Origin of the sequence: Acinetobacter sp. V104_13, assembly GCF_031798995.1 — a bacterium.
GTDB classification, from domain to species: domain Bacteria; phylum Pseudomonadota; class Gammaproteobacteria; order Pseudomonadales; family Moraxellaceae; genus Acinetobacter; species Acinetobacter pittii.
The window spans coordinates 988,160-1,009,939 of the sequence record NZ_JAVQNP010000027.1; the positions used below are offsets into that span (position 1 = coordinate 988,160).

Genomic DNA, 21,780 nt, shown 5'->3' on the forward strand with positions numbered 1-21,780 from the left:
TCTCCTTATTTATTTCTTTCATATCTAGAGTAATGAGACATATCATCTCTATAAAATTCATCAAAATAAGAAATAACGCTGTGCCATGGGTAATACGTCTGCAGGTTCACACGTTAATAATTCACCATCAGCCCGCACCTCATAAGTTTCAGGATGAACATGCATAACTGGACAATATGTGTTGTGCTTCATATCGGCTTTGGTAATTGAACGAGTGTTTTTACATGGACTAATTAACTTTTTAAGATTTAGCTTCTCAGCAACTTTTTCATCGATTGCTGCTTGAGATAAAAAGGTAATACAGGTGTTATGTACACCACGCGGATAAGCCCCAAACATTGGGCGATAATGCACGGGTTGAGGTGTCGGAATTGAAGCATTAATGTCACCCATCGGTGCCGCTGCAATCATGCCACCTTTAATAATCATGGAAGGTTTCACACCAAAAAATGCAGGCTTCCATAACACTAAATCAGCAAGTTTTCCAACTTCAACCGAACCGATTTCATGACTTAAACCATGGGTAATGGCTGGGTTAATTGTATATTTGGCAATGTAGCGTTTAACGCGATTGTTATCATGAAACTCATTATCACCCTCTAAAGGACCACGTTGAATTTTCATTTTATGAGCAGTTTGCCAAGTACGTATAATTACTTCACCCACACGACCCATCGCCTGAGAGTCAGAGGACATCATGGCAATTGCACCTAAGTCTTGCAAAATATCTTCAGCGGCAATAGTTTCACGGCGAATACGACTTTCTGCAAAAGCAATATCTTCAGCAATTGCTGGGTCTAAATGGTGGCAAACCATGAGCATATCTAAATGCTCATCAATAGTATTGATGGTATAAGGACGTGTTGGATTAGTTGAAGACGGCAAGACATTACTTTGTCCAATTGCCTTTAAAATGTCGGGAGCATGCCCACCACCCGCACCTTCGGTATGGTACGTATGAATCGTACGATCTTTAAAAGCTGCTAGAGTTTCTTCTAAAAACCCACCTTCATTTAAGGTATCTGTATGAATAGCGACCTGTACATCAAACTCGTCTGCCACACTCAAGCAGTTATCAATGGCTGCTGGTGTTGAGCCCCAGTCTTCATGTAGTTTTAACCCAATTACCCCAGCTTTAATTTGCTCCCGAATTGGTTCTGGCAAACTCAAATTACCCTTGCCTAACAGGCCAATATTCATAGGTAAATCATCAATGGCTTGCAACATGGTTGCAATATGCCAAGGCCCCGGAGTCACTGTCGTTGCCGAAGTACCTGCCGCAGGTCCTGTTCCGCCACCCACCATTGTTGTTGTACCCGACATAAGTGCAGTTTCAACTTGCTGTGGGCAAATCCAGTGAATGTGAGTATCAATACCACCTGCCGTTAAAATTTGCCCTTCACCCGCAATCACTTCTGTTGCAGCACCCAAAGGAATGGTAATGTCAGGTTGAATATCAGGATTTCCTGCTTTCCCTATTTTCCAGATTCGACCATTTTTTAAGCCAACATCCGCCTTTACAATCCCCCACCAATCTACAATCAAAGTATTGGTAATCACAGTGTCGGCAACTTCATCGGCTAAAAGTTGAGATTGCCCCATTCCATCACGAATGACTTTGCCACCGCCAAACTTAACTTCTTCACCATAAGTCGTTAAATCTTGCTCAACCTCAATAAAAAGCTCTGTATCAGCCAAGCGAATACGGTCACCAACCGTTGGACCAAACATTTCTGCATATGCACGACGTGACATTTTCATAACTTATTACTCATCTCTTTCATTATCGTTCTTATGTCTAGTCCAACTTGCCCATGACGCGGCCTGCAAAACCATAAACTTCTCGTTTACCAACCAAAGCAACAAGCTCTACTTCTCGACTTTGTCCCGGTTCAAAACGTATTGCCGTGCCTGCTGCAATATTTAACCGAAAGCCTTTCGCTGTTTCACGATCAAACTGTAGTGCATCATTTGCTTCATAAAAATGAAAATGAGAACCCACCTGAATAGGTCGATCGCCAATATTAGCAACTACAATTTTTAAAGTTTGTCGCCCAACATTCAGCTCAATGTCTGCATCTGGAGTAATGATTTCACCAGGGATCATAAACGCTCCTTTTATACGATTGGTTGATGGACAGTGACTAATTTCGAGCCATCAGGAAAAGTTGCTTCGACCTGAACCTCAGCAATCATTTCTGGCACACCATCCATCACATCTTCGCGCTTTAATAAAGTTGTTCCGTAATGCATCAAGTCACTCACCGTCATACCGTCCCGCGCTCCTTCAAGCAAAGCAGCAGAAATAAAAGCGATAGCTTCCGGATAATTTAGTTTCAAACCACGTGCTTTACGGCGCTCAGCGACTAGCCCTGCGGTAAAAATAAGTAATTTATCTTTTTCTGTTGGATTGAGTTCCATATCTCTTTCCTAAATAGCATCTAATTTTCTTTAAGCAAAATACGTGCTCAAAAGCAGCATACTTGTTTTAATCGTTTTTTAAATACGCAATTTAACGTAACTTAGGTTCTCCAGATTCTTGGCAATTCTTCATCTAAATCAAACCAATAACGTCTTAATCTTGCTCTTATTGCCGCAAAAGTATCATGGCAATGTCGGACATCATTTCCCAAGAAACGCGCACAAACTACATCATCTAATAATGTTAAAGTTACAGGTGCTTGCATACGCATCATCAATTCGCGAATGAGTTCGAGCTGTTGTACTAAATAAAATGAAGACCGATATTTCTCAGGAGCAACCGCCCAAAAGCTTCCCATTACTGCTTGATTATTCATACCTAAACACGAACTAAGCCAACGATCTTCACCTTCAAAAAACAATGTATCTGCAACCAATAATTTTTGTTCTCGCCACAACTTAAACTGGTTGTGGTAACTTCCCCGCACAAAACGTTCAGCACGTGCCTGCCGCCCGAGTACCAACATATCCCAGCCAATAAAACTGGCAGCATGGTCAAGATGAATATGAGTTTCTGAGTGTGCTAGAGCTCCATCAAACAGCATCGTTTCTTGTGGAACCCACTCCAAAATAGACCGATCTCGCACATGAAGATGAATATGCTGAAAGGCCTGTTTCTCATTAGTTTTGTACCACTTTCCAGCACCAGGAGTCGTTACAACCGCATGAGCTTGATCTTTGGTTTCAATTTGAAAAGTAAGATGATCTCCTCCTGCAATTCCTGCTGGAGGATGTACAATAATGACATGACATACACCTGTTTTTTCAGGCCAGAGCATTTTTTGCACCCTTACAGGGCCATGATGCTTTCTATGACTCATTATGGTGCGCGAATTTTCAAAACAGAATCCGAGTTCTAATTGCGCATACCAAAATGGTGCTAAAGAGTTTTTTGAAAACGTTTGTACCTGATTCATTCTGGTTCATATGTTCAAAATAAGTGCTTAAAGTTATAAGCAAAATACGCACCAAATATAAAAATAAGCAAAATGATAAAATTAGATACAATTTTTTGATTTTAATGAGTTAAAAAACAATCAATGTCTAACATAAAACCACAGTAACTCATGGAATTATTTATACAATAGCGCCCACCGTTGCTTCCATACTTGCTCTCCATGAAACTTTTTTTCGTGTTAACGCCACTTGTCTTTTTAACTGGGTGTATTTTTGGCCAATCTAGTGAGGTCAAACGTGCAGAAAAAATTCTCCATAATTTTGAATGTAAAAATGTTGAGACAAGTCAGATTGCAACAAGCTCAATTAATTCTTACTACCAACAGTCTTTAGCCGTAAGCAAAGAAAAAGCGACTTCATATGTAGAGAGCTATAAAAATGGTGAAGAGTTATTTGACATGCCGCTAGATGAAGTTTTAAAGCAACAATATCAACTTTATAAATCAGCTTGTGATTCTTTAGGTGGGGTTTCTTCTCAACCTTAATATATAAAGGTATTCACTTAATTTTTTAGTGGATACCTTTTTTTAATTTTATATCTTTCTTTTTGATTAAATTTCACTCACTTTACCTTTTGTTAAAATTAAATTACATACTTAAACTTTTATTAGGCTCTTATATTTCATAGCCTGTTTACTTGTTTTTTATTTATTTTCCGAGGTTTAGATCATCATGAAAAAAACATTATTATCAGTAGCACTCTTAAGTATCCTTCTTGCCGCTTGTAGCAAAAATGAAAATAAAGCCGAGACGACAACTCAAGCACCTGCTCCAGCGCAAACCACTGAAGCAAATAATAATGCTGTAGATACCGCACACACAGCTGAAAACTCACTCGATTGGGACGGCACATATAAAGGCACTCTCCCATGTGCGGACTGTGAAGGTATTAAAACCGAATTAGAACTTAAAGATGATAAAACCTACGAGCTAACCGAAACTTATCTTGGTAAAGGTGACACCAACCCATTTGAAACCCATGGTACCTTTACTTTCGACAAAGATAATACTTCAGTTATTACGTTAGATGATAAAGGCCAAAACCGTAAATTCTTTATTGGTGAAAATACTGCAACTGCTTTAGATATGGAAGGTAAAAAAGTTGAAGGCTCTTTAGCTGAACACTATGTTTTGAAAAAATAATTTTTAATAATTAAAAAACCCGCTCATTTGAGCGGGTTTTTTTATGAATCAATTCTTAGTGAGCTGCGAATTGGTTCATTGTGTTTTTAGCATCGTCATGTGCTTTAAGAGCGTTATCACCAGAGAAGATTTCTTTGTGATCATCACCGATATCAGAACCCGCCATTGCTTGGTGTTTAACACAAGCGATACCGCCGCGGATTTCTTTACGTTGTACGCCAGCGACATAAGCCAACATACCTTCAGAACCGAAGTAACCTTGTGCAAGCTCATGAGTAGAAAGAGCAGCAGTGTGGTAAGTCGGAAGTGTGATCAAGTGATGGAACACACCCGCTTCACGAGAAGCATCTGCTTGGAAAGTACGGATCTTGTCATCAGCATCAGCAGCTAATTCAGTGTTGTCATATTCAGCACTCATTAATTTAGCGCGGTCATATGCAGAAACGTCTTTACCTTCAGCAACCCAACGATCGTAAGCTTGTTGACGGAAGTTTAAAGTCCAGTTGAATGATGGGCTGTTGTTATAAACAAGCTTAGCATTTGGAACAACTTCTTTAACACGGTTAACCATGTGTGCGATTTCTTCTACGTTTGGAGTCGCAGTTTCGATCCAAAGAAGGTCAGCACCATTTTGTAAGCTAGACACACAGTCAAGTACAACACGGTCAATTTGAGTGTCAGCACGGAACTGATATAAGCCAGAAGGTAAACGCTTAGGACGGTGTAATTTACCATCACGCTTGATTAAGATTTCATCTTCTTGAGCATCAGCAATGTCAATTTCTTGAGTATCTAAGTAGCTGATGTATTGAGAAGCGATGTCACCTGGCTCTTTAACCACTGGGATTTTTTGAGTCAAGTCAGCGCCTTCAGAGTCAGTACGCGCAACAATGATACCTTCTTCAAGACCCATTTCTAAGAATGCATAACGTAATGCATGGATCTTAGCGATGAAGTCTTCGTGTGGAACAGTTACTTTACCAGCTTGGTGACCACATTGTTTAGCATCAGATACTTGGTTTTCGATTTGAAGCGCACAAGCACCAGCTTCGATCATTTTCTTAGCAAGTAAGTAAGTTGCTTCTTCGTTACCGAAACCAGCATCGATGTCCGCAATAATTGGCACAACGTGAGTTTCAAAGTTGTCGATTTGAGCTGTGATTTCAGCTGCTTTAGCAGTATCACCAGCTTCTTGTGCTTTTTTAAGCGCACGGAATAAATCGTTTAATTCTTTTGCGTCAGCTTGACGTAAGAAAGTATAGATTTCTTCGATCAATGCAGGAACAGAAGTTTTTTCGTGCATAGATTGGTCAGGAAGTGGACCAAATTCAGAACGAAGAGCAGCAACCATCCAACCAGAAAGGTAGATATAACGTTTGCTTGTAGTACCGAAATATTTTTTGTTCGCAATCATTTTTTGTTGTGCGATGAAACCATGCCAGCAACCTAATGATTGAGTATATTTGCTTGAGTCAGCATCGTATTCAGCCATATCACGACGCATAATCGCAGCTGTATACTTAGCAATATCTAAACCAGTTTTGAAACGGTTTTGAAGTTGCATACGAGCAGCATCTTCTGGGCTAATGTCTGCCCAAGTATTGCCGAATTTTGCTTTTAATTGACGTACTGCATCAATCGCTGTTTGATATGTAGTCATGATATTGTCCTGTATTCATTTTAGGATTTCATCGATTGAAGCCTAGAGTCACGTTACTTAAATTTCTTATGACACCAGCTGCTTCCTCATGAACACAGCTTAGACTTAGCCAATCAATTAATCCAATATCCTTTGTTAATCTTCAGTATTTATTTAAAAAATATACCAATAAATCGATATTATAGATAAAACCAAAAACTTTAACACTTTGTTTATAAAAATAAAATTATCCTAAAGGAGTATAGAGTTTTATTTTAAAAACTCACTAAGTCTTATTTTTATACAATTTTTGGAGATTTTCCACTCATTTTTAAATCTAAAAGTCAATTGTAAATTAGGCTATTTTTGCCAATGCAAAAAGTCAATTGATATGCTAGAAATTGAGAAGTTATTCATAAATATATTCTATTTAGATTTCTTTCATTCAAAACTGAGCAAAGACAGTAAAATCGTGCCTTTGAAACGCCTTTCCACCCTACTTAATTCCTACAAAAAATGTCGCTTTTCTCATCATTTTTTCACACAATGATCATTAAATATGGCATAATTTGAAACAATTTCAGGGTTTTATTTTCGGTATTTTTTTTATGAATCTGGAGCGAGTAGATCTTAATCTATTAATATATCTTGATGTACTTCTTCGTGAAAAAAATGTTACGCGCGCAGCCGAACAGCTTGGGGTAACTCAGCCTGCAATGAGTAATATTTTACGTCGCTTACGTAATTTATTTAATGATCCGCTTCTTATCCGTTCTTCCGAAGGGATGACCCCAACAGAACGTGCACTTGAATTACAACCTCGTATTCGTGATGCCCTTTCTGATCTTTCCATGATTTTGGAACCCCGTACCGAATTCCGCCCTTATACAAGTAATCGCGTTTTCCGCATTATGACATCTGACTATGCCGAGGCAACTTTAGTCCCTCGTCTTGTCAAAGCTCTACGCTCTGAAGCTCCAAATGTTGTACTCGACTTTCTTACACCAAGTGATGTGTCTTATAGAGACATGGAACAAGGTAAAGTTGATCTTGCGATTAATAGATTTAATGAAATACCGCAAAGTTTCCACCAAGTGTTAGTTTGGCGTGATAGTTTCAGCTGTATTCTTAATGACAAACACCCTGCTGTAACCCATTTGAATCTCAAAAGTTATCTAGATGCACAGCATATCTGGGTTTCTAAAACAGGTATGGGTGTAGGCTTTGGTGTAAATCCAGATAAACAAGGTGGTTTAGGCTGGATCGATCAGGCATTAGAACGTATTGGTCAACGTCGTAAAATTTCTGTATTTACCCGCCACTACCAAATGCCAGCATTACTTGCTCAAAATGTTGACTTGATTGCCACCCTTCCAACTCGAATGGCACGCCTACAAACTCAAAATCCAAAACTGGTTATAAAGGATCCTCCTTTTTATATTCCAGAATTTGAACTTAAAATGGCTTGGTGCCCGTTATTACATCATCATCCAGCTCATCGCTGGTTGCGCCAACTTATTTTATTTGTTGCTCGTCAAATGATTGAAGAAGAAAATCGTGAATTTCTAACCAACAATTCGCAATTTTCTCACTATTAAGTAAATTTTGATTCAATTGTCGATTTTAGACATTATCTTCAAGCGCTGAGCAATCAATCTGATTACCTCAGCGCTTTTTTGTGTTAAAACATAGTCATAATAATGATGAACCTCGGGTGATTTGTGAGTCTCTTTCAAAATATCATTATCATCGTACTGCTCATCATCGCAGCAGGCTTTTTATCTTTAACTGAAATTGCATTGGCTGGTGCCAGAAAAGTAAAGTTAAAAATTTTAGCCGAAGCTGGCGAAGAACGTGCCCAACAAGTACTTGATCTACAAGAACAATCTGCCGATTTTTTTGCAGCTTCTCAAATTGGCCTAAATGCAGTTGCAATTTTAGGCGGTATTTTGGGGGAAGCTGCTTTTCGTCCCTTTTTTGTCACTTTAGTTGACCGCTTTTATGAAGGTCCATGGACACAAACTATCGGTTTTGCCCTCTCCTTCACTTTAGTAACTTCTCTATTTATTTTATTTGCCGATCTTATGCCAAAGCGCTTGGCAATGATTGCACCTGAAAAAATTGCAATTAGCGTTATTAACCCGATTCAAGTTTTTATTAAGGTGTGTAAACCCTTAGCTTGGGGAATTAATGCTATTGCGAATCTGTTATTTCGCTTGTTTAAAGTCAATACAACACGCGAAGATAACATTACTTTTGATGATATTTCAGCGGTCATGGATGCAGGCGCTCAAGCTGGCGTACTTCAAAAACAAGAACACCACTTTATTGAGAATGTTTTTGAACTAGAAGAACGTACCGTACCTTCAAGCATGACGACACGCGAGAACGTCGTTTATTTCACCTTAAACGAACATGAAGATAGTATTCGTCAAAAATTAGCAGAATATCCTTACTCAAAATTTTTAGTGTGTAATGAAAATATTGATCAGGTTATTGGTTATGTTGATGCTAAAGATTTCTTAGTACGTATTTTAAATAATCAATCACCAACTCAATTAAATGAGTCTACCATTCGTACTGTACTCATGATTCCCGACACCCTCACACTCTCTGAACTACTTGACCGTTTTCGTTCTACAAAAGAAAAATTTGCTGTCGTTATCAATGAATATGCACTCGTTGTCGGAGTGATTACATTAAGCGATATCATGATTACAGTTATGGGTGATTGGGTTACTCCTATTGAAGAAGAACAGCAAATCATTAAACGTGATAATAACTCATGGTTAATTGATGGCAGCACACCAATTGATGACCTAAGACATGCTCTTGAAATTGATGAAATGCCTGATGAAGAAAACTATGAGACGCTTGCAGGTTTCATGATGTACCGTTTACGCAAAATTCCACGTCCAGCAGATTTTGTGGAATTTGGTGGATATAAATTTGAAGTTGTCGATGTCGACCATTTTAAAATTGACCAACTTCTTGTAACTCGAATTTTAGAACAAACCGAAACACACTCATCAATTGATGAAAACTAATCGTTATTAATTTAAATGCCCCACAATTTAGCTGGGGTATTTTTTTAAAACTAAATAACTTTTTTAAATATATGTAATAATTATTTTAGATTCATTTATTCAATTTGCTCTTTTAATCTAAAAGTATTATTATTTTATTTAACAACTCTATTAAAGCTTAAATACTGAAAATTAATAAAATAATCTATATCTCTTAACTGCCTATAAAGTGATTAAGCCCCATTTAAATTGCAAACAAACTTATGTAGCTTAGCTCAAAGTAAGCCCCTAAATGCTTCTTCTTCTCATTTCACTCATCAAAATATATATAATTAAAAAAAATGCCATATAATTTTTATTTTTATAATACCTTTATATTATTTTATAATAGCATTCATTTATTATAAAACCATTATAACCTTAATATATATGTTCAGTATTTCATCTAAATATACCTATCCAAACGAATATATATTAACCAAATAAACTAAATATATTATTTGTCTTTTTAATAAAAATTAATAAGAATAACCAAGGTCAGAGTTTTGAATAAACTTGTTCAGTAAAACTATAGGCAAAGGATTGATTGTATGCTGACATTACTTGGTGTTGGCATGATTTTGTGCTTCATGTACTTAATCATGTCCAAACGTTTAAGCCCTATTATTGCTTTAATTCTCATCCCGTTTATTTTTTCTCTCATTGCTTGGGGCCTAGGTCATTACTTTGAAAGTTTAAGTCACATTGAACTTAAAGGTCTCAGTGAGATGATGCTGGATGGCATCAAAAAATTAGCGCCAACTGGCGTAATGCTTTTATTCGCAATTTTGTATTTTGCCTTAATGATCGATGCAGGTCTTTTCGACCCACCGGTTAAATGGATTTTGAAAAAAGTTAAAGGCGATCCTTTAAAAATTACTCTAGGAACTGTCTTTTTAACCACTCTCGTTTCTTTAGATGGTGATGGCTCAACCACTTATATGATCTGTGTGGCTGCAATGTTGCCACTTTATCAACGTCTAGGAATGAACACACTCATCATGACTGCGCTTATGCTTTTATGTAGTGGTGTAATGAACCTAACGCCATGGGGTGGTCCTACTGCTCGTGCTGCAAGTGCGTTACAAGTTGATCCAAGCCATATTTTCGTACCAATGATCCTTCCAATGATCATTAGTATTGGTTGGTTATTCTTCTTGGCATATTTATATGGCCGCTATGAGCAAAAACGTTTAGGCGTGATTGAGCTTGAAAGTCATCATGGTGACAATATTACCGTGTCGAAAGATCCTGAAGCGACGCGTCCACATTTACGCAAAGTAAATATGGTACTTACTATTATTCTCATGATTGCATTAATCAAAGGCATTTTGCCAATGTCAGTGCTATTCATGCTAGCGTTCTGTATTGCAATGCTGATTAACTATCCAGATGTTGATATGCAGAAAAAGCGTATCGCAATGCATGCAGATAGTATTTTAGCTGTTGTAGGTTTAATTTTCGCAGCAGGTATTTTCACAGGTATTCTATCTGGTACAGGTATGGTTGAGGCGATGTCTAAAGAATTCGTCGCAATGATTCCTCCAAGCATGGGTCCATATCTTGCACCGATTACCGCTTTAGTCAGTATGCCTTTGACATTCTTTATGTCAAATGATGCATTCTTCTATGGTGTTTTACCAATTCTTGCTGAAGCGGCTTCACATTACGGTATTAGCCCAGAAGCTATTGCTCGTGCATCAATTGTAGGTCAACCAGTACACTTACTATCGCCTCTTGTTCCATCAACTTACTTGTTATGCGGTCTTGCTAAAGTTGACTTTGCAGATCATCAAAAGTTCACATTTAAATGGGCATTTATAACATGTATGGTTTTGATGGGCACTGCATTAGTGATTGGCGTTTTCCCGCTCTTTAGTACACTTTAATTATTCCCCTATAAATAAAAGCCCCAAACGGGGCTTTTATTTTTATTTATTTATATATTCAATCATGGCGTCTAAGAACGCATGAAAGTGCAAGCTAATATCTTCTTCTAAAATTTTATAGGCATTATCAAATTGCACCATTGGCCAACCTTCTTTCCAAAATGGGAAGATGTCATGTAAGTCATGAGTAACTATTGCATCTTCTCGAACAATCGCTTGTGAAATTTGTGCCAAAACTTGCGCTGTTTCTGCACCATCAATAGCTAAATAATCAATACCACGCGCTTTTAAAATACGAATTCGATCTTTTTTATAGCGAATTTTTTTAGCTTGAGCTGCATTTAAACCTAGTGCAAGAGTAACTGCCTCTACAAACTTCTCTTCAAAATTTGTATTTAGTGCCACTAAAGCCAGTTTATGTGCCTCCTGACGTCCTGCTTTTCCCCCGTTACGGATGATCTCATTTGCTTCCGTATCTAGCTTATCTTTTTTCATAGACTGTAAAATGTCTAAAATTTCGATATCGCTTAAAGATTCAGGAGATTGCTCAAACATAAGAGTCTCTATACATACAACTAAAGGCGTATTCTCTCATAAAAGCGATACTAAAGCAGAGTAAAATTTTAAATAGCTCATTATCTTGACTATTTTTATAGTCCTAACTTCATAGACTACACTCATAAAATCAGATAATTCTTTGGTTATGATTTTTACTATTTGCCAAATTTATTTTACCCTGGTAATATTATTTTACCCTGATAAAAATATGCGGCTAAAATGAATACTAAAATCACCTATACTGCCTTCACTGGAAGCACGCTTATTGCGAGTAACTCCCTCATTGAACTTGCAAAAAAACTAAAAACCCTTCCTAAAACAACAGAAAATATTCTGATTTTTAATGATCAAACAGGTCAACAAATTGATCTTGATCTTTCTGATTCGGAACAAGAAATTCAACAACGTTATGCTGAACCGGAAGAAATTAAAAAAGTTGGACGACCTAAACTCGGAGTAATTTCTCGTGAAATCACTTTACAAAAAAAACATTGGGATTGGTTAGATCAACAAAGCGCGAGTGCCTCAGCAGTGATTCGCAAGTTAATTGATAAAGAGTTAAATAACCCAAACTCTGAAGGCAATATTATGCTCGCTAAACAAGCCATCGACCGTTTTATGTCTGCCATGTTGGGCAATATGCCAAATTACGAAGAAGCAACACGTGCCTTATATCAAGGTGATCGAGATATATTTTTAAAGATGATTCAGAGCTATCCCAAAGATTTAAGAGAATATTTAACTTTAAAAACTCAAAGTATTTTCTAAACCCAATAAAAAACCCGCTTACGCGGGTTTTTTCAAAATCAATTCAGTCTATTAAAGACGAACTAATTCCACAACTTTTTCAGCTGCCTCTTCAACGGTTTCAGCAGTAACTTCTGTATCTGTACCATCCACAGCCGTAGTAATAACTATAACACCTGTCTCACGCAATAAAGTAATTTGATCAGCAGTTAAGTTGGCTTTTGCAATCGCAACTACACCTTGTTGGATCAATAAACTTTCTAAAACTTGAGCTTTCTCGATTAACTGTGCAGAAATCCCAATCACCGCTGGCTTTTGGCCCAAACGTGCAGCACGATCTTCAGCTGTTACAGGATTGCTATGTGCAGTCCATTCAACAGCAGCCTCAACCATACCCGCACCAACAGTTACGTTGCTTAAGCGGTCAATGAAGATGAATGAACCTGTATAACGAGAATCTTGATATTGATCAAACACAACTGGCGCATCGAACTCAACTACAACATCTGCAATTGCATTTAACTCAAGCTCTTCCACATGAGTATGTTCAAGTGTATTCACATTCACTCGATAGTGAATATTAGTGACTTTAGCAGGAACAGTCTGGGTACCAATCTTAACGTTATATAACTTACCTTTCACGAGCGGATGTTCATTCATCCACACCACTGAAGCACGAACACTACGTGAAATTAACGGTTGCTCGCCAGCACGTACCAAAACGTTACCACGGCTAATATCAATTTCATCATTCAGGGTCAATGTAACCGCTTGACCCGCTACAGCCTGCTCAAGGTTTCCATCAAAAGTAACGATTTCTTTAACTGTTGAACGCTTACCTGATGGCAGTGCAACAATCTCATCACCAACATTGATTTCACCTAAAGCAACAGTACCCGCAAAACCACGGAAATCAAGGTTTGGACGATTTACATACTGAACAGGGAAACGGAATTCGTGTTTGTTTGATTCACGACTAATTTCCACCGACTCAAGAATGCTCATCAAGGTTTGACCCTTGTACCACGGCGTATGAGCTGACGGATTCACAACGTTATCGCCATTTAAAGCCGAAATTGGTACAAACTGAATATTGGCAGGACGGCGATCACCTAATTGGCTTACGAAAGCATCATATTCAATCTGAATTTCAGTGAAACGCTCAGGTGAATATTCAACCAAGTCCATCTTATTGATTGCAACAACGATATTTTTAATACCAAGCAAACTTGCAATAAACGTATGGCGACGAGTTTGAGTTTGTACACCATAACGCGCATCGATCAGGATGATTGCCAAATCAGCAGTTGACGCACCTGTTGCCATGTTACGAGTATATTGCTCATGCCCTGGAGTATCCGCAATAATAAACTTACGCTTTTCTGTTGAGAAATAACGGTAAGCTACGTCAATGGTAATACCTTGTTCACGTTCTGCTTGAAGGCCATCTACTAGTAATGCCAAGTCTGGTGCATCACCAGTAGTTCCTACTTTTTTACTGTCACGCGTTACTGCTTGCAATTGATCTTCATAAATCAATTTTGAATCGTAGAGTAAACGTCCAATAAGCGTACTTTTACCATCGTCTACATTACCGCAAGTCAAAAAGCGTAGAAGGTCTTTTTGTTCATGTTGCTTTAAATAGGCCAAGATATCTTGACTGATTAATTCTGATTGATGAGACATTGCTCAAACTCCACAAATTTAGAAATTGTCTTAGAAATAGCCTTCTTGCTTTTTCTTTTCCATTGAGCCCGCTTCATCATGGTCAATCATACGACCTTGACGCTCAGAACTCGTGGCTAAAAGCATCTCTTGGATAATTTCAGGTAACGTATCTGCTTCAGACTCAACTGCACCAGTTAACGGGTAACAGCCAAGCGTACGGAAACGTACAGACTTCATCTGTGGAACTTCACCCTCTTTTAGACGCATACGCTCATCATCAACCATGATTAACGTACCGCTACGCTCTACTACGGGACGAACAGCAGAGAAATAAAGAGGAACGATTTGAATATTTTCTAAATAGATATATTGCCAGATATCTAACTCAGTCCAGTTAGATAAAGGGAATACACGAATACTTTCACCTTTGTTCACTTTACCATTGTAAAGATTCCAAAGTTCAGGGCGTTGGTTTTTCGGGTCCCAACGGTGTTTGCTATCGCGGAATGAGTAAACACGCTCTTTTGCACGTGATTTTTCTTCATCACGACGTGCACCACCAAAAGCAGCATCAAATTGATATTTATCCAAAGCCTGTTTTAAAGCTTGGGTTTTCATAATATCGGTATATTTTGAACTACCATGATCAAATGGGTTGATCCCAGCTTCACGGCCTTCTTTGTTCTGATGAACAATTAAGTCAAAACCATGAGTTTTTGCCATGTTATCGCGAAACGCGATCATGTCTTTAAATTTCCAACCCGTATCTACATGTAATAATGGGAATGGAAGTTTAGCTGGATAAAATGCTTTTAACGCAAGATGAAGCATAACAGCCGAGTCTTTACCAATTGAGTAAAGCATGACTGGGTTTTCGAATTCTGCAGCAACTTCACGGATGATATGAATGCTTTCCGCTTCAAGCTGTTTGAGATGTGTGAGTCTTGATTCAGTCATGAACACGTCCTTCTCTATCCATTTTGCTCATAAAATCTAGAAGTAGTATTAAACCACCACCTAGAAGACCATGTGGAGGAACGAGTGCCATAACAACTCCAATTTTTCGTGATAGATAATCCAACCACAAGCCTTTATATGGCTTATAGCATTAGTTATGCATTATAGTGATTTAAAACCGATTCCTTTTGCTTGTTTTTTCATATTGATATTCGATTTAATCATATACATGTAATATGCTGATTCACTTGTATAACTTTGTAATCCTAGCTTGTGTAATCAACTTAAGCAAATCATGTTCTAGTCTTTAGTTTTCTTTAAAAGCCATAAAAAAAGAGAAGCATTAATCGCTTCTCTTTTCTAAAACATGATCTATTCTTAGAAACCAAACATTTTACGCTCTAATGGAATTTCAATACCAATAGATGCACCTGCATCATTACCCTCAAGATCCGAATCACTTACCCATCCATTAATTTTTAATGGAAGATCAGGTTTGATGAAATGTGTCCAAGTTAAATCAAGTGCTTTAATTTCATCATCTTTAGGGAATGCTTTATTGATTGCCAAGTTAGATTGGTTAACTTTAACCACCATAGCGCGACCGCTTAAACGGTTCATGACATCAAAGCGGATATCGCCCCCCACTGAGTACATTTGCCCATCACCACCCATCGCGTGACCTAATGAGAAACCATGTTGGTAATAACCATCTTTATAAATATAATGGTTATAAGAAATACCTTTTACATCACCATTGGTGCGAGTATCAGCCCATTCTGCATAAAGTTGATATGGCATATCATTGTAGCTTGACGAATAATCAACCCCAGCTAAATACATCTTTTTAGATGGAAGTAACCCAGCCTCATCTTCACCCACGTATTGTCCATAAATACCAACAGGAGCATTTAAAAGAGATTGCAGATTCAAACGAGCATCAAATCCAGCAATTTGGTTAGACCTGTCTTCAGACGCATCATAAACATTATCATTACCTTTAATCGCATTCCATAAAGAATCCCAACTTTCAGAACGTCCCTCACCACCCCATTGTAAAGTTCGGGAAGCACCTAGTTCTAAATAAGGTAACGGTCTTGCAGTTACACGTAAGCCTAATAATTTAGCATCTGGTATTGCTTTATAATCATCTAATTGACCAGCAAATGCTTGGTATTGCCAAGGTCCAATCCAAGACAACCATTTTGTCTCAAAAGCATTTTGCACAGCACGTTGTGCAGTTACCCCATAAACTGGTCGACTAGCATCACCACGAATTAAGCTACCATCGTGTCCAGGTCCCCACCATGTTGGAATTTGTCCTGCAACTACCCATTGATTCCAAAGTTTACCAGCGACATATGAACCTTCAACATTAACGTCTTGTCCATTATCAATTTGAGGATCTTTTTCTGCATTTACTCGGATTTTAGCATCCCAGTTTTCACCGCCAGCATTAAACTCTAATGAACCTTGATATTGAGCTTTTTGGCTATCACCGAATGCTTGAGGAATATTTTTGATATCAGTTTCAGCAAAAGCACCCACTTTAACTGTATTATTATCTGCTTTTAATGCATTAAGAACTGAGTTAATAACTTTTTGTTGAGCTGGATGAGACACTTTTGCCTGAGAGAGCGCACGCTGAATTTCATCACCACTTAACGGCCAAGTAGAAGTGCTAATATTAATAACACCTTGTTGATTCAACCAATTTAAATCTGTACGTAAGTCTTCATTATTTAGCACTAAACCTTGTGCAAAAATAGCGGATGATGCAGTTGCCAATATTGCAATCGAAAGTGTTTTTCTTAGAAACATGCCAGCACAATTCTCAAAGTTATTTATGAGCAACACCTTAAATTTTTTATCACAACTTTGCAATTGTTAAACTGTGCAATTACATTTTTTAACGCTATCTTAAGATTAGTATAAGTAGGTAAGTTTCTAGATATAAAAAGTAATAAAAAAGGCAGTATAAATACTGCCTTTTTGCATCTTAGAAGATTAACCTTCTTTACGACGCATATGCGGGAATAAAATTACATCGCGGATACTTGGTGCGTCAGCAAATAACATTACTAAACGGTCGATACCGATACCTTCACCTGCTGTTGGAGGTAAACCATATTCAAGTGCTTCAACAAACTCTGCATCGTAATGCATTGCTTCATCATCACCAGCGTCTTTTTCAGCAACTTGCGCTTGGAAACGTTCAGCCTGATCAATCGGGTCATTTAACTCGCTGAAGCCATTTGCTAACTCACGACCACCGATAAAGAATTCAAAACGATCTGTAACGTGTGGATTCTCATCATTACGACGAGCGAGTGGAGAAGTTTCCGCTGGGTAATCAGTAATAAATGTTGGCTGACGAAGTTTAGTTTCAACAGTTTCTTCAAATACGATCGTTTGAAGCTTACCTAAACCAAAACCTGGCTTAACCTCTTCTTTCAACTCTTCACGAATAAATTTTGCAAGAAACTCGCGATCACCTACATTTCCAGGTGTGAACTGCGGGTTATTCTCTAAAATTGCATCGAACATAGAGATTTTCTTGAATGGTCCTTTGAAGCTAAATACTTCACCTTGGTAAGGAACATCAGTTGTACCTAGAATATCCAAAGCCAACTTTTCAAGCATATTTTCAGTTAATGCCATTAAGTCTTTATAATCAGCATATGCCTGATAAAACTCGATCATCGTGAATTCAGGGTTGTGACGTGTTGACACCCCTTCATTACGGAAGTTACGGTTAATTTCGAACACACGCTCAAAACCACCAACCACTAAACGCTTCAAATAAAGTTCAGGTGCAATACGTAAGAATAAAGGCATATCCAAAGCATTGTGATGTGTTTCGAATGGACGTGCAGAAGCACCACCTGGAATCACATGCATCATTGGCGTTTCAACTTCCATGAAACGTTCATTGTTTAAAAATGTTCGAATACCTGCAACAACTTTGGCACGGATTTCAAAAGTTTTACGTGTTTCTTCATTCACGATTAAGTCAAGGTAACGTTTACGGTACTTAACTTCTGTGTCATTTAAGCCATGAAATTTATCTGGTAACGGACGAAGCGATTTTGTAAGAAGTTCAAAACCTTCAAGATGAACATATAAGTCACCTTTGCCTGAACGTCCGATATAACCTTCGGCAGCAATAATGTCACCAAGATCTAAACCTTTAATGGTTTCAAGAATATCTTTTGGTAAGCCTTTACGGTCAACATATAACTGAATACGACCAGTCATGTCTTGAATCACCATGAAAGAACCACGGTTTAACATGACACGGCCAGCCACTTTTACATAGACATGCTCAGCGCTTTCAATTTGTTCTTTCGACTGATCTTTAAATTGTTCTTGTAGATCAGCTGCGTAATGTTCACGCTTAAAAGTATTTGGCCAAGGACTCTTTCCAGTTTCCTTCGCAACATCTTGGATTTGCTTTAATTTGGCATGACGCTGTGCAATTAAATCGTTTTCGGAAATAGTTGGTTCAGAAGTCGATTGAGCGTTTTGTTGCGTCATCTCTGCCTCGATTAAGTAAAAATGAAGTGGCATAGCTTAACAGATTGCAGGAGTTTTTCGAATGATTTCAATCAAACAAAAATGAAAAAAGACAATTTATGGAAACGAGCCGTACTTTTTAAAGGCAAAATGACTTAGACCAATCGCTAAGATCATTTTTTAAAGCTTTTAGTAAAATATAAAAAAATCCAAATAACCTCGATATTCAAAGGCCCTTTTTGCCTTTTATTTTATCAATGAGATTGTGTCGTAAATAATGAAAATTCTATTTTTACATGGCTTGGATTCTTCTCGTGAATCGACAAAGTTCCACGCCATTTTACATCCTGAAAAATTTTGTATTGACGTTGATTATCGTAACCTAAGTTATGCGTCTGTTGAGTACTTCTATCATCAGGCTATTCAGACGATTAAACCAGATTTACTGGTTGGTCACAGCCTTGGAGGATATTGGGCCTTAAAAACTGCCGCTCAACATAAATTAGCTGTGATTGTGGCAAATCCAAGTCTTACGCCTAGTTTTCGACCTGATTATCCTCAGCTTTCCGAAGAGGAACTTACGCTCTCTAATCCTAAAATGGCTTATTTAGAATTAGGAGATGAGCAACTTGATATGTATCAGGTTCAAGAAACACTTGCGCCCTACATGAATATTGAAACCTTTGAAGGCGGACATCATCGTTTGGCCTACCCTTCTCGTATCAATGATTTGATTATGAAAATTTATAAAAAATATTTGGCTTAAATTAATGCAGATTGCCTATTTTTCTTCTGCTAATTTCTTGATTACGTCAAATCCTTGAACGAAGCCACTTTTCAACATGCCCATGTATTCAGGTAAGGTGGCTAATTCGACTTTTAAAGTAGTTACACTATCGTGCTGGCTCAAAAAATATTTTTCTTGGGAACCACTCCAGCCTTTAACTTCTTCACTTTCTAAATCTTCCTTACCGTCCTTAATCATTCCTAAATGTTTAAAAATCAATATTTCCGGCTTTTTCAATTCTTCAATGGTGGAGACCATGCCATTGCCTTCACCATCTAGAAAATAAGTTTTACCACCGATTTGCCAATCGGTACGCATTGAAGAGTCTGGGGCAAAGAATTTTGTCCAAGCATTATATGTCTCGTTATTCCAAAGTAATTCCCATACTTTTTCTATAGGCGCCTCAATTTCTACTTCGTATACTAAATTTTCCATACTTAAGTTCCCTGATTTATTCCGTTCTTATACTGTCGAATTTTAATTTTCGCGTTTAATAATGACATCTGTTGAATCTTTATTTGTTGTTATTTAGCTTTCTTATTATATAAATCTTTTAAATGAGCAGACACTTTTTATTTCTCAATAATTTCACAAACAACATTAAGTTTAAAATTAACGTTAAGAATGTATTAGTTATTATTAGTTTATGCTCAAGTTTTGCCTAAAAAACCACTTATTTGTCCTAACCTGCCATTCATCTTTGCTTACGAATGATTAAACTCCGTTATTTGCTTTACATTAAATGTAGAACTGCGTAAAAATTTGATATCCGATCAAAGGCACATTGGTTATTATTGACCGGATCGTGGTTACATTATTAATAGATGGAATAGTTTTACTGAAAGGCAGCTTTGAGCAAACTTATCAGTGCGGAGAGTCTCATGAAAAAATATCAATGTATCGTTTGTGGATGGATTTACGATGAAGCAGAAGGTTGGCCACAAGACGGCATTGCAGCTGGAACAAAATGGGAAGATATCCCTGATGACTGGACTTGCCCTGATTGCGGCGTTTCAAAAGCTGACTTCGAAATGATCGAAATCTAATGATTTAAAGCAAAAGGCCATGATTGACATGGTCTTTTTTACGAATATTACCCATTACCGTATTAATTAAACAATTCTAACTCTGGAGAGAAAAATGCATCCTATCGTCATTATCGGATCAGGCATGGCGGGTTATACCTTAGCACGTGAGTTTCGTAAACTTAGCCCAGAGCAAGAACTTGTGATGATTTGTGCGGATGATGCAGTGAATTATGCAAAACCAACATTATCAAATGCATTTGCAGGTAAAAAAGCACCTGAACAGATTGCTTTAGGTGATGCTGCTAAAATGGGTACCCAACTCAATATGCGTATTGAGCCTTTCACTTTTGTAAAAGAAATTTTAGCTGAACGTCATGAGCTTGTACTTGAGAAAGATGGGGTAACTTCGAATCAGCCTTATTCAAAACTGATTTTAGCGGTTGGTGCTAACCCAATTCGTCTTGCAATTGCAGGCGATGGCAGCGATGACATTCATGTAGTGAACTCGCTGATTGATTACCGTGCTTTCCGTGAAAATCTAGCTCAACGTAAAGACAAGCGTGTTGTTATTTTAGGTGCTGGTTTAATTGGTTGTGAATTTGCCAATGACTTACTTCACAGTGAATATGACATCACTGTCATTGATTTGGCACCTCAACCATTAGGTCGCTTATTGCCAGGTCATATTGCTTCTGCATTCCAGCAAAATCTCGAAGAGGCTGGTGTTAAATTTGCATTAGGCACAACCGTTGAAAAAGTCAGCAAAATTAATAATGGCGAAGATTATGCGATTACACTCGCAAACGGCCAAACTTTGGTAGCCGATATTGTTCTTTCAGCCATTGGTTTACAGCCAAATATTTCACTTGCTAAAAGTGCAGATATTCAAACAAGCCGTGGAATTATTACCAATAGTTTACTTGAAACAAATCAAGCCGATATTTATGCGATTGGCGATTGCGCTGAAGTAAATGGCACGCTACTTCCGTATGTAATGCCGATTATGCAGCAAGCTCGTGCTCTTGCAAAAACCCTCAGCGGACAACAAACTGCCGTGCACTACCCTGCTATGCCAGTTGCAGTAAAAACTCCTGCAGCTCCACTTACAGTGTTACCAGCTCCAATGGATGTAGAAGTGAACTGGGAAACAGAAGAGTTCGACGATGGTATGCTTGCTAAAGCAATTGACAATGAAGGAACATTGCGTGGTTTCGTATTGTTAGGTGCAACAGCAGGTAAACAACGCTTAACTTTAACAAAGCTTGTTCCAGATCTTATTCCAGCCCAAGCATAAGGTTTGAATCAGGAATACTCTTTTGTGAGTATTCCTTTAAGGAATGAATAA

Annotated in this window: 21 protein-coding genes; 9 read left to right on the top strand and 12 right to left on the bottom strand. The window is 37.9% G+C overall.

Annotated elements, in window-relative coordinates; all coding sequences use genetic code 11:
• Nucleotides 1–60: 60 nt before the first annotated feature.
• From ureC to RMB06_RS17475, 4 genes are all read right to left on the bottom strand, one after another.
• Nucleotides 61–1,761 (bottom strand): urease subunit alpha, encoded by a 1,701-nt coding sequence (gene ureC / locus RMB06_RS17460; protein ID WP_309165328.1) that lies wholly within the window; start codon nucleotides 1,759–1,761, stop codon nucleotides 61–63.
• A gap of 37 nt (nucleotides 1,762–1,798) precedes the next feature.
• Nucleotides 1,799–2,107, bottom strand: a complete 309-nt coding sequence (locus RMB06_RS17465) for an urease subunit beta (RefSeq protein WP_032056832.1) — start codon at nucleotides 2,105–2,107, stop codon at nucleotides 1,799–1,801.
• A gap of 11 nt (nucleotides 2,108–2,118) precedes the next feature.
• Nucleotides 2,119–2,421, bottom strand: coding sequence for an urease subunit gamma (gene ureA, locus RMB06_RS17470; protein WP_002117495.1), 303 nt, complete (start codon nucleotides 2,419–2,421; stop codon nucleotides 2,119–2,121).
• Nucleotides 2,422–2,522: 101 nt separating this feature from the next.
• Nucleotides 2,523–3,398: an urease accessory protein UreD gene (locus tag RMB06_RS17475; protein ID WP_311080567.1), complete on the bottom strand. Its 876-nt coding sequence runs from the start codon at nucleotides 3,396–3,398 to the stop codon at nucleotides 2,523–2,525.
• A gap of 201 nt (nucleotides 3,399–3,599) precedes the next feature.
• Between RMB06_RS17475 and RMB06_RS17480 the strand changes: the two genes are divergently transcribed.
• Together RMB06_RS17480 and RMB06_RS17485 are read left to right on the top strand one after the other, a co-directional pair.
• Nucleotides 3,600–3,923 (top strand): hypothetical protein, encoded by a 324-nt coding sequence (locus tag RMB06_RS17480; protein ID WP_005070594.1) that lies wholly within the window; start codon nucleotides 3,600–3,602, stop codon nucleotides 3,921–3,923.
• A gap of 187 nt (nucleotides 3,924–4,110) precedes the next feature.
• On the top strand, nucleotides 4,111–4,581 hold the full coding sequence (locus RMB06_RS17485; RefSeq protein WP_311080569.1) for a copper resistance protein NlpE N-terminal domain-containing protein: 471 nt from the start codon (nucleotides 4,111–4,113) through the stop codon (nucleotides 4,579–4,581).
• Nucleotides 4,582–4,636: 55 nt separating this feature from the next.
• Here the strand turns inward: RMB06_RS17485 and RMB06_RS17490 are convergent, their stop codons facing one another.
• Complete coding sequence (locus tag RMB06_RS17490) at nucleotides 4,637–6,241, bottom strand: isocitrate lyase (protein ID WP_002117581.1); 1,605 nt, start codon at nucleotides 6,239–6,241, stop codon at nucleotides 4,637–4,639.
• A gap of 587 nt (nucleotides 6,242–6,828) precedes the next feature.
• On the opposite strand from RMB06_RS17490, the gene RMB06_RS17495 reads away from it, so the two are divergent.
• From RMB06_RS17495 to RMB06_RS17505, 3 genes are all read left to right on the top strand, one after another.
• Nucleotides 6,829–7,818, top strand: coding sequence for a LysR family transcriptional regulator (locus RMB06_RS17495; RefSeq protein WP_004703082.1), 990 nt, complete (start codon nucleotides 6,829–6,831; stop codon nucleotides 7,816–7,818).
• Between the two features lie 123 nt (nucleotides 7,819–7,941).
• A complete protein-coding gene (locus RMB06_RS17500) occupies nucleotides 7,942–9,267 on the top strand; it encodes a hemolysin family protein (protein WP_002117726.1) in 1,326 nt (441 codons plus the stop codon).
• 569 nt (nucleotides 9,268–9,836) lie between these two features.
• Nucleotides 9,837–11,174 (top strand): CitMHS family transporter, encoded by a 1,338-nt coding sequence (locus RMB06_RS17505; protein WP_002117607.1) that lies wholly within the window; start codon nucleotides 9,837–9,839, stop codon nucleotides 11,172–11,174.
• 42 nt (nucleotides 11,175–11,216) lie between these two features.
• Here the strand turns inward: RMB06_RS17505 and RMB06_RS17510 are convergent, their stop codons facing one another.
• Nucleotides 11,217–11,729, bottom strand: coding sequence for a hypothetical protein (locus RMB06_RS17510; RefSeq protein ID WP_262439856.1), 513 nt, complete (start codon nucleotides 11,727–11,729; stop codon nucleotides 11,217–11,219).
• 222 nt (nucleotides 11,730–11,951) lie between these two features.
• Here RMB06_RS17510 and RMB06_RS17515 point away from each other — a divergent pair, with 222 nt between their 5' ends.
• Nucleotides 11,952–12,500, top strand: a complete 549-nt coding sequence (locus RMB06_RS17515) for a DUF2239 family protein (protein ID WP_311080575.1) — start codon at nucleotides 11,952–11,954, stop codon at nucleotides 12,498–12,500.
• A gap of 51 nt (nucleotides 12,501–12,551) precedes the next feature.
• Here RMB06_RS17515 and cysN read toward each other — a convergent pair whose 3' ends face one another.
• The 5 genes from cysN to lysS all read right to left on the bottom strand — a co-directional run bounded on the left by cysN (nucleotide 12,552) and on the right by lysS (nucleotide 18,641).
• Nucleotides 12,552–14,165, bottom strand: a complete 1,614-nt coding sequence (cysN, locus tag RMB06_RS17520; protein WP_311080578.1) for a sulfate adenylyltransferase subunit CysN — start codon at nucleotides 14,163–14,165, stop codon at nucleotides 12,552–12,554.
• A gap of 30 nt (nucleotides 14,166–14,195) precedes the next feature.
• A complete protein-coding gene (cysD, locus tag RMB06_RS17525) occupies nucleotides 14,196–15,104 on the bottom strand; it encodes a sulfate adenylyltransferase subunit CysD (RefSeq protein ID WP_000140408.1) in 909 nt (302 codons plus the stop codon).
• Nucleotides 15,097–15,228 carry a hypothetical protein gene (locus RMB06_RS17530; protein ID WP_081309848.1) on the bottom strand — a complete coding sequence of 44 codons (132 nt, stop codon included), beginning with the start codon at nucleotides 15,226–15,228 and terminating at the stop codon, nucleotides 15,097–15,099. The genes cysD and RMB06_RS17530 overlap by 8 nt, the downstream gene beginning before the upstream one ends.
• A gap of 254 nt (nucleotides 15,229–15,482) precedes the next feature.
• Entirely contained in the window at nucleotides 15,483–16,925 is a 1,443-nt protein-coding gene (locus RMB06_RS17535) for a capsule assembly Wzi family protein (protein ID WP_014206075.1), read from the bottom strand.
• Between the two features lie 186 nt (nucleotides 16,926–17,111).
• Entirely contained in the window at nucleotides 17,112–18,641 is a 1,530-nt protein-coding gene (lysS, locus tag RMB06_RS17540; RefSeq protein ID WP_311080581.1) for a lysine--tRNA ligase, read from the bottom strand.
• Nucleotides 18,642–18,897: 256 nt separating this feature from the next.
• Here lysS and RMB06_RS17545 point away from each other — a divergent pair, with 256 nt between their 5' ends.
• Complete coding sequence (locus tag RMB06_RS17545) at nucleotides 18,898–19,386, top strand: YqiA/YcfP family alpha/beta fold hydrolase (protein WP_014206073.1); 489 nt, start codon at nucleotides 18,898–18,900, stop codon at nucleotides 19,384–19,386.
• Between the two features lie 15 nt (nucleotides 19,387–19,401).
• On the opposite strand, the gene RMB06_RS17550 is transcribed toward RMB06_RS17545, so the two are convergent.
• Entirely contained in the window at nucleotides 19,402–19,842 is a 441-nt protein-coding gene (locus RMB06_RS17550; protein ID WP_069122498.1) for an SRPBCC domain-containing protein, read from the bottom strand.
• Nucleotides 19,843–20,288: 446 nt separating this feature from the next.
• Between RMB06_RS17550 and rubA the strand changes: the two genes are divergently transcribed.
• Nucleotides 20,289–20,453, top strand: coding sequence for a rubredoxin RubA (rubA, locus tag RMB06_RS17555; protein ID WP_000760495.1), 165 nt, complete (start codon nucleotides 20,289–20,291; stop codon nucleotides 20,451–20,453).
• Between the two features lie 94 nt (nucleotides 20,454–20,547).
• Nucleotides 20,548–21,729, top strand: a complete 1,182-nt coding sequence (rubB, locus tag RMB06_RS17560) for a rubredoxin reductase RubB (protein ID WP_044100605.1) — start codon at nucleotides 20,548–20,550, stop codon at nucleotides 21,727–21,729.
• Nucleotides 21,730–21,780: the final 51 nt, after the last annotated feature.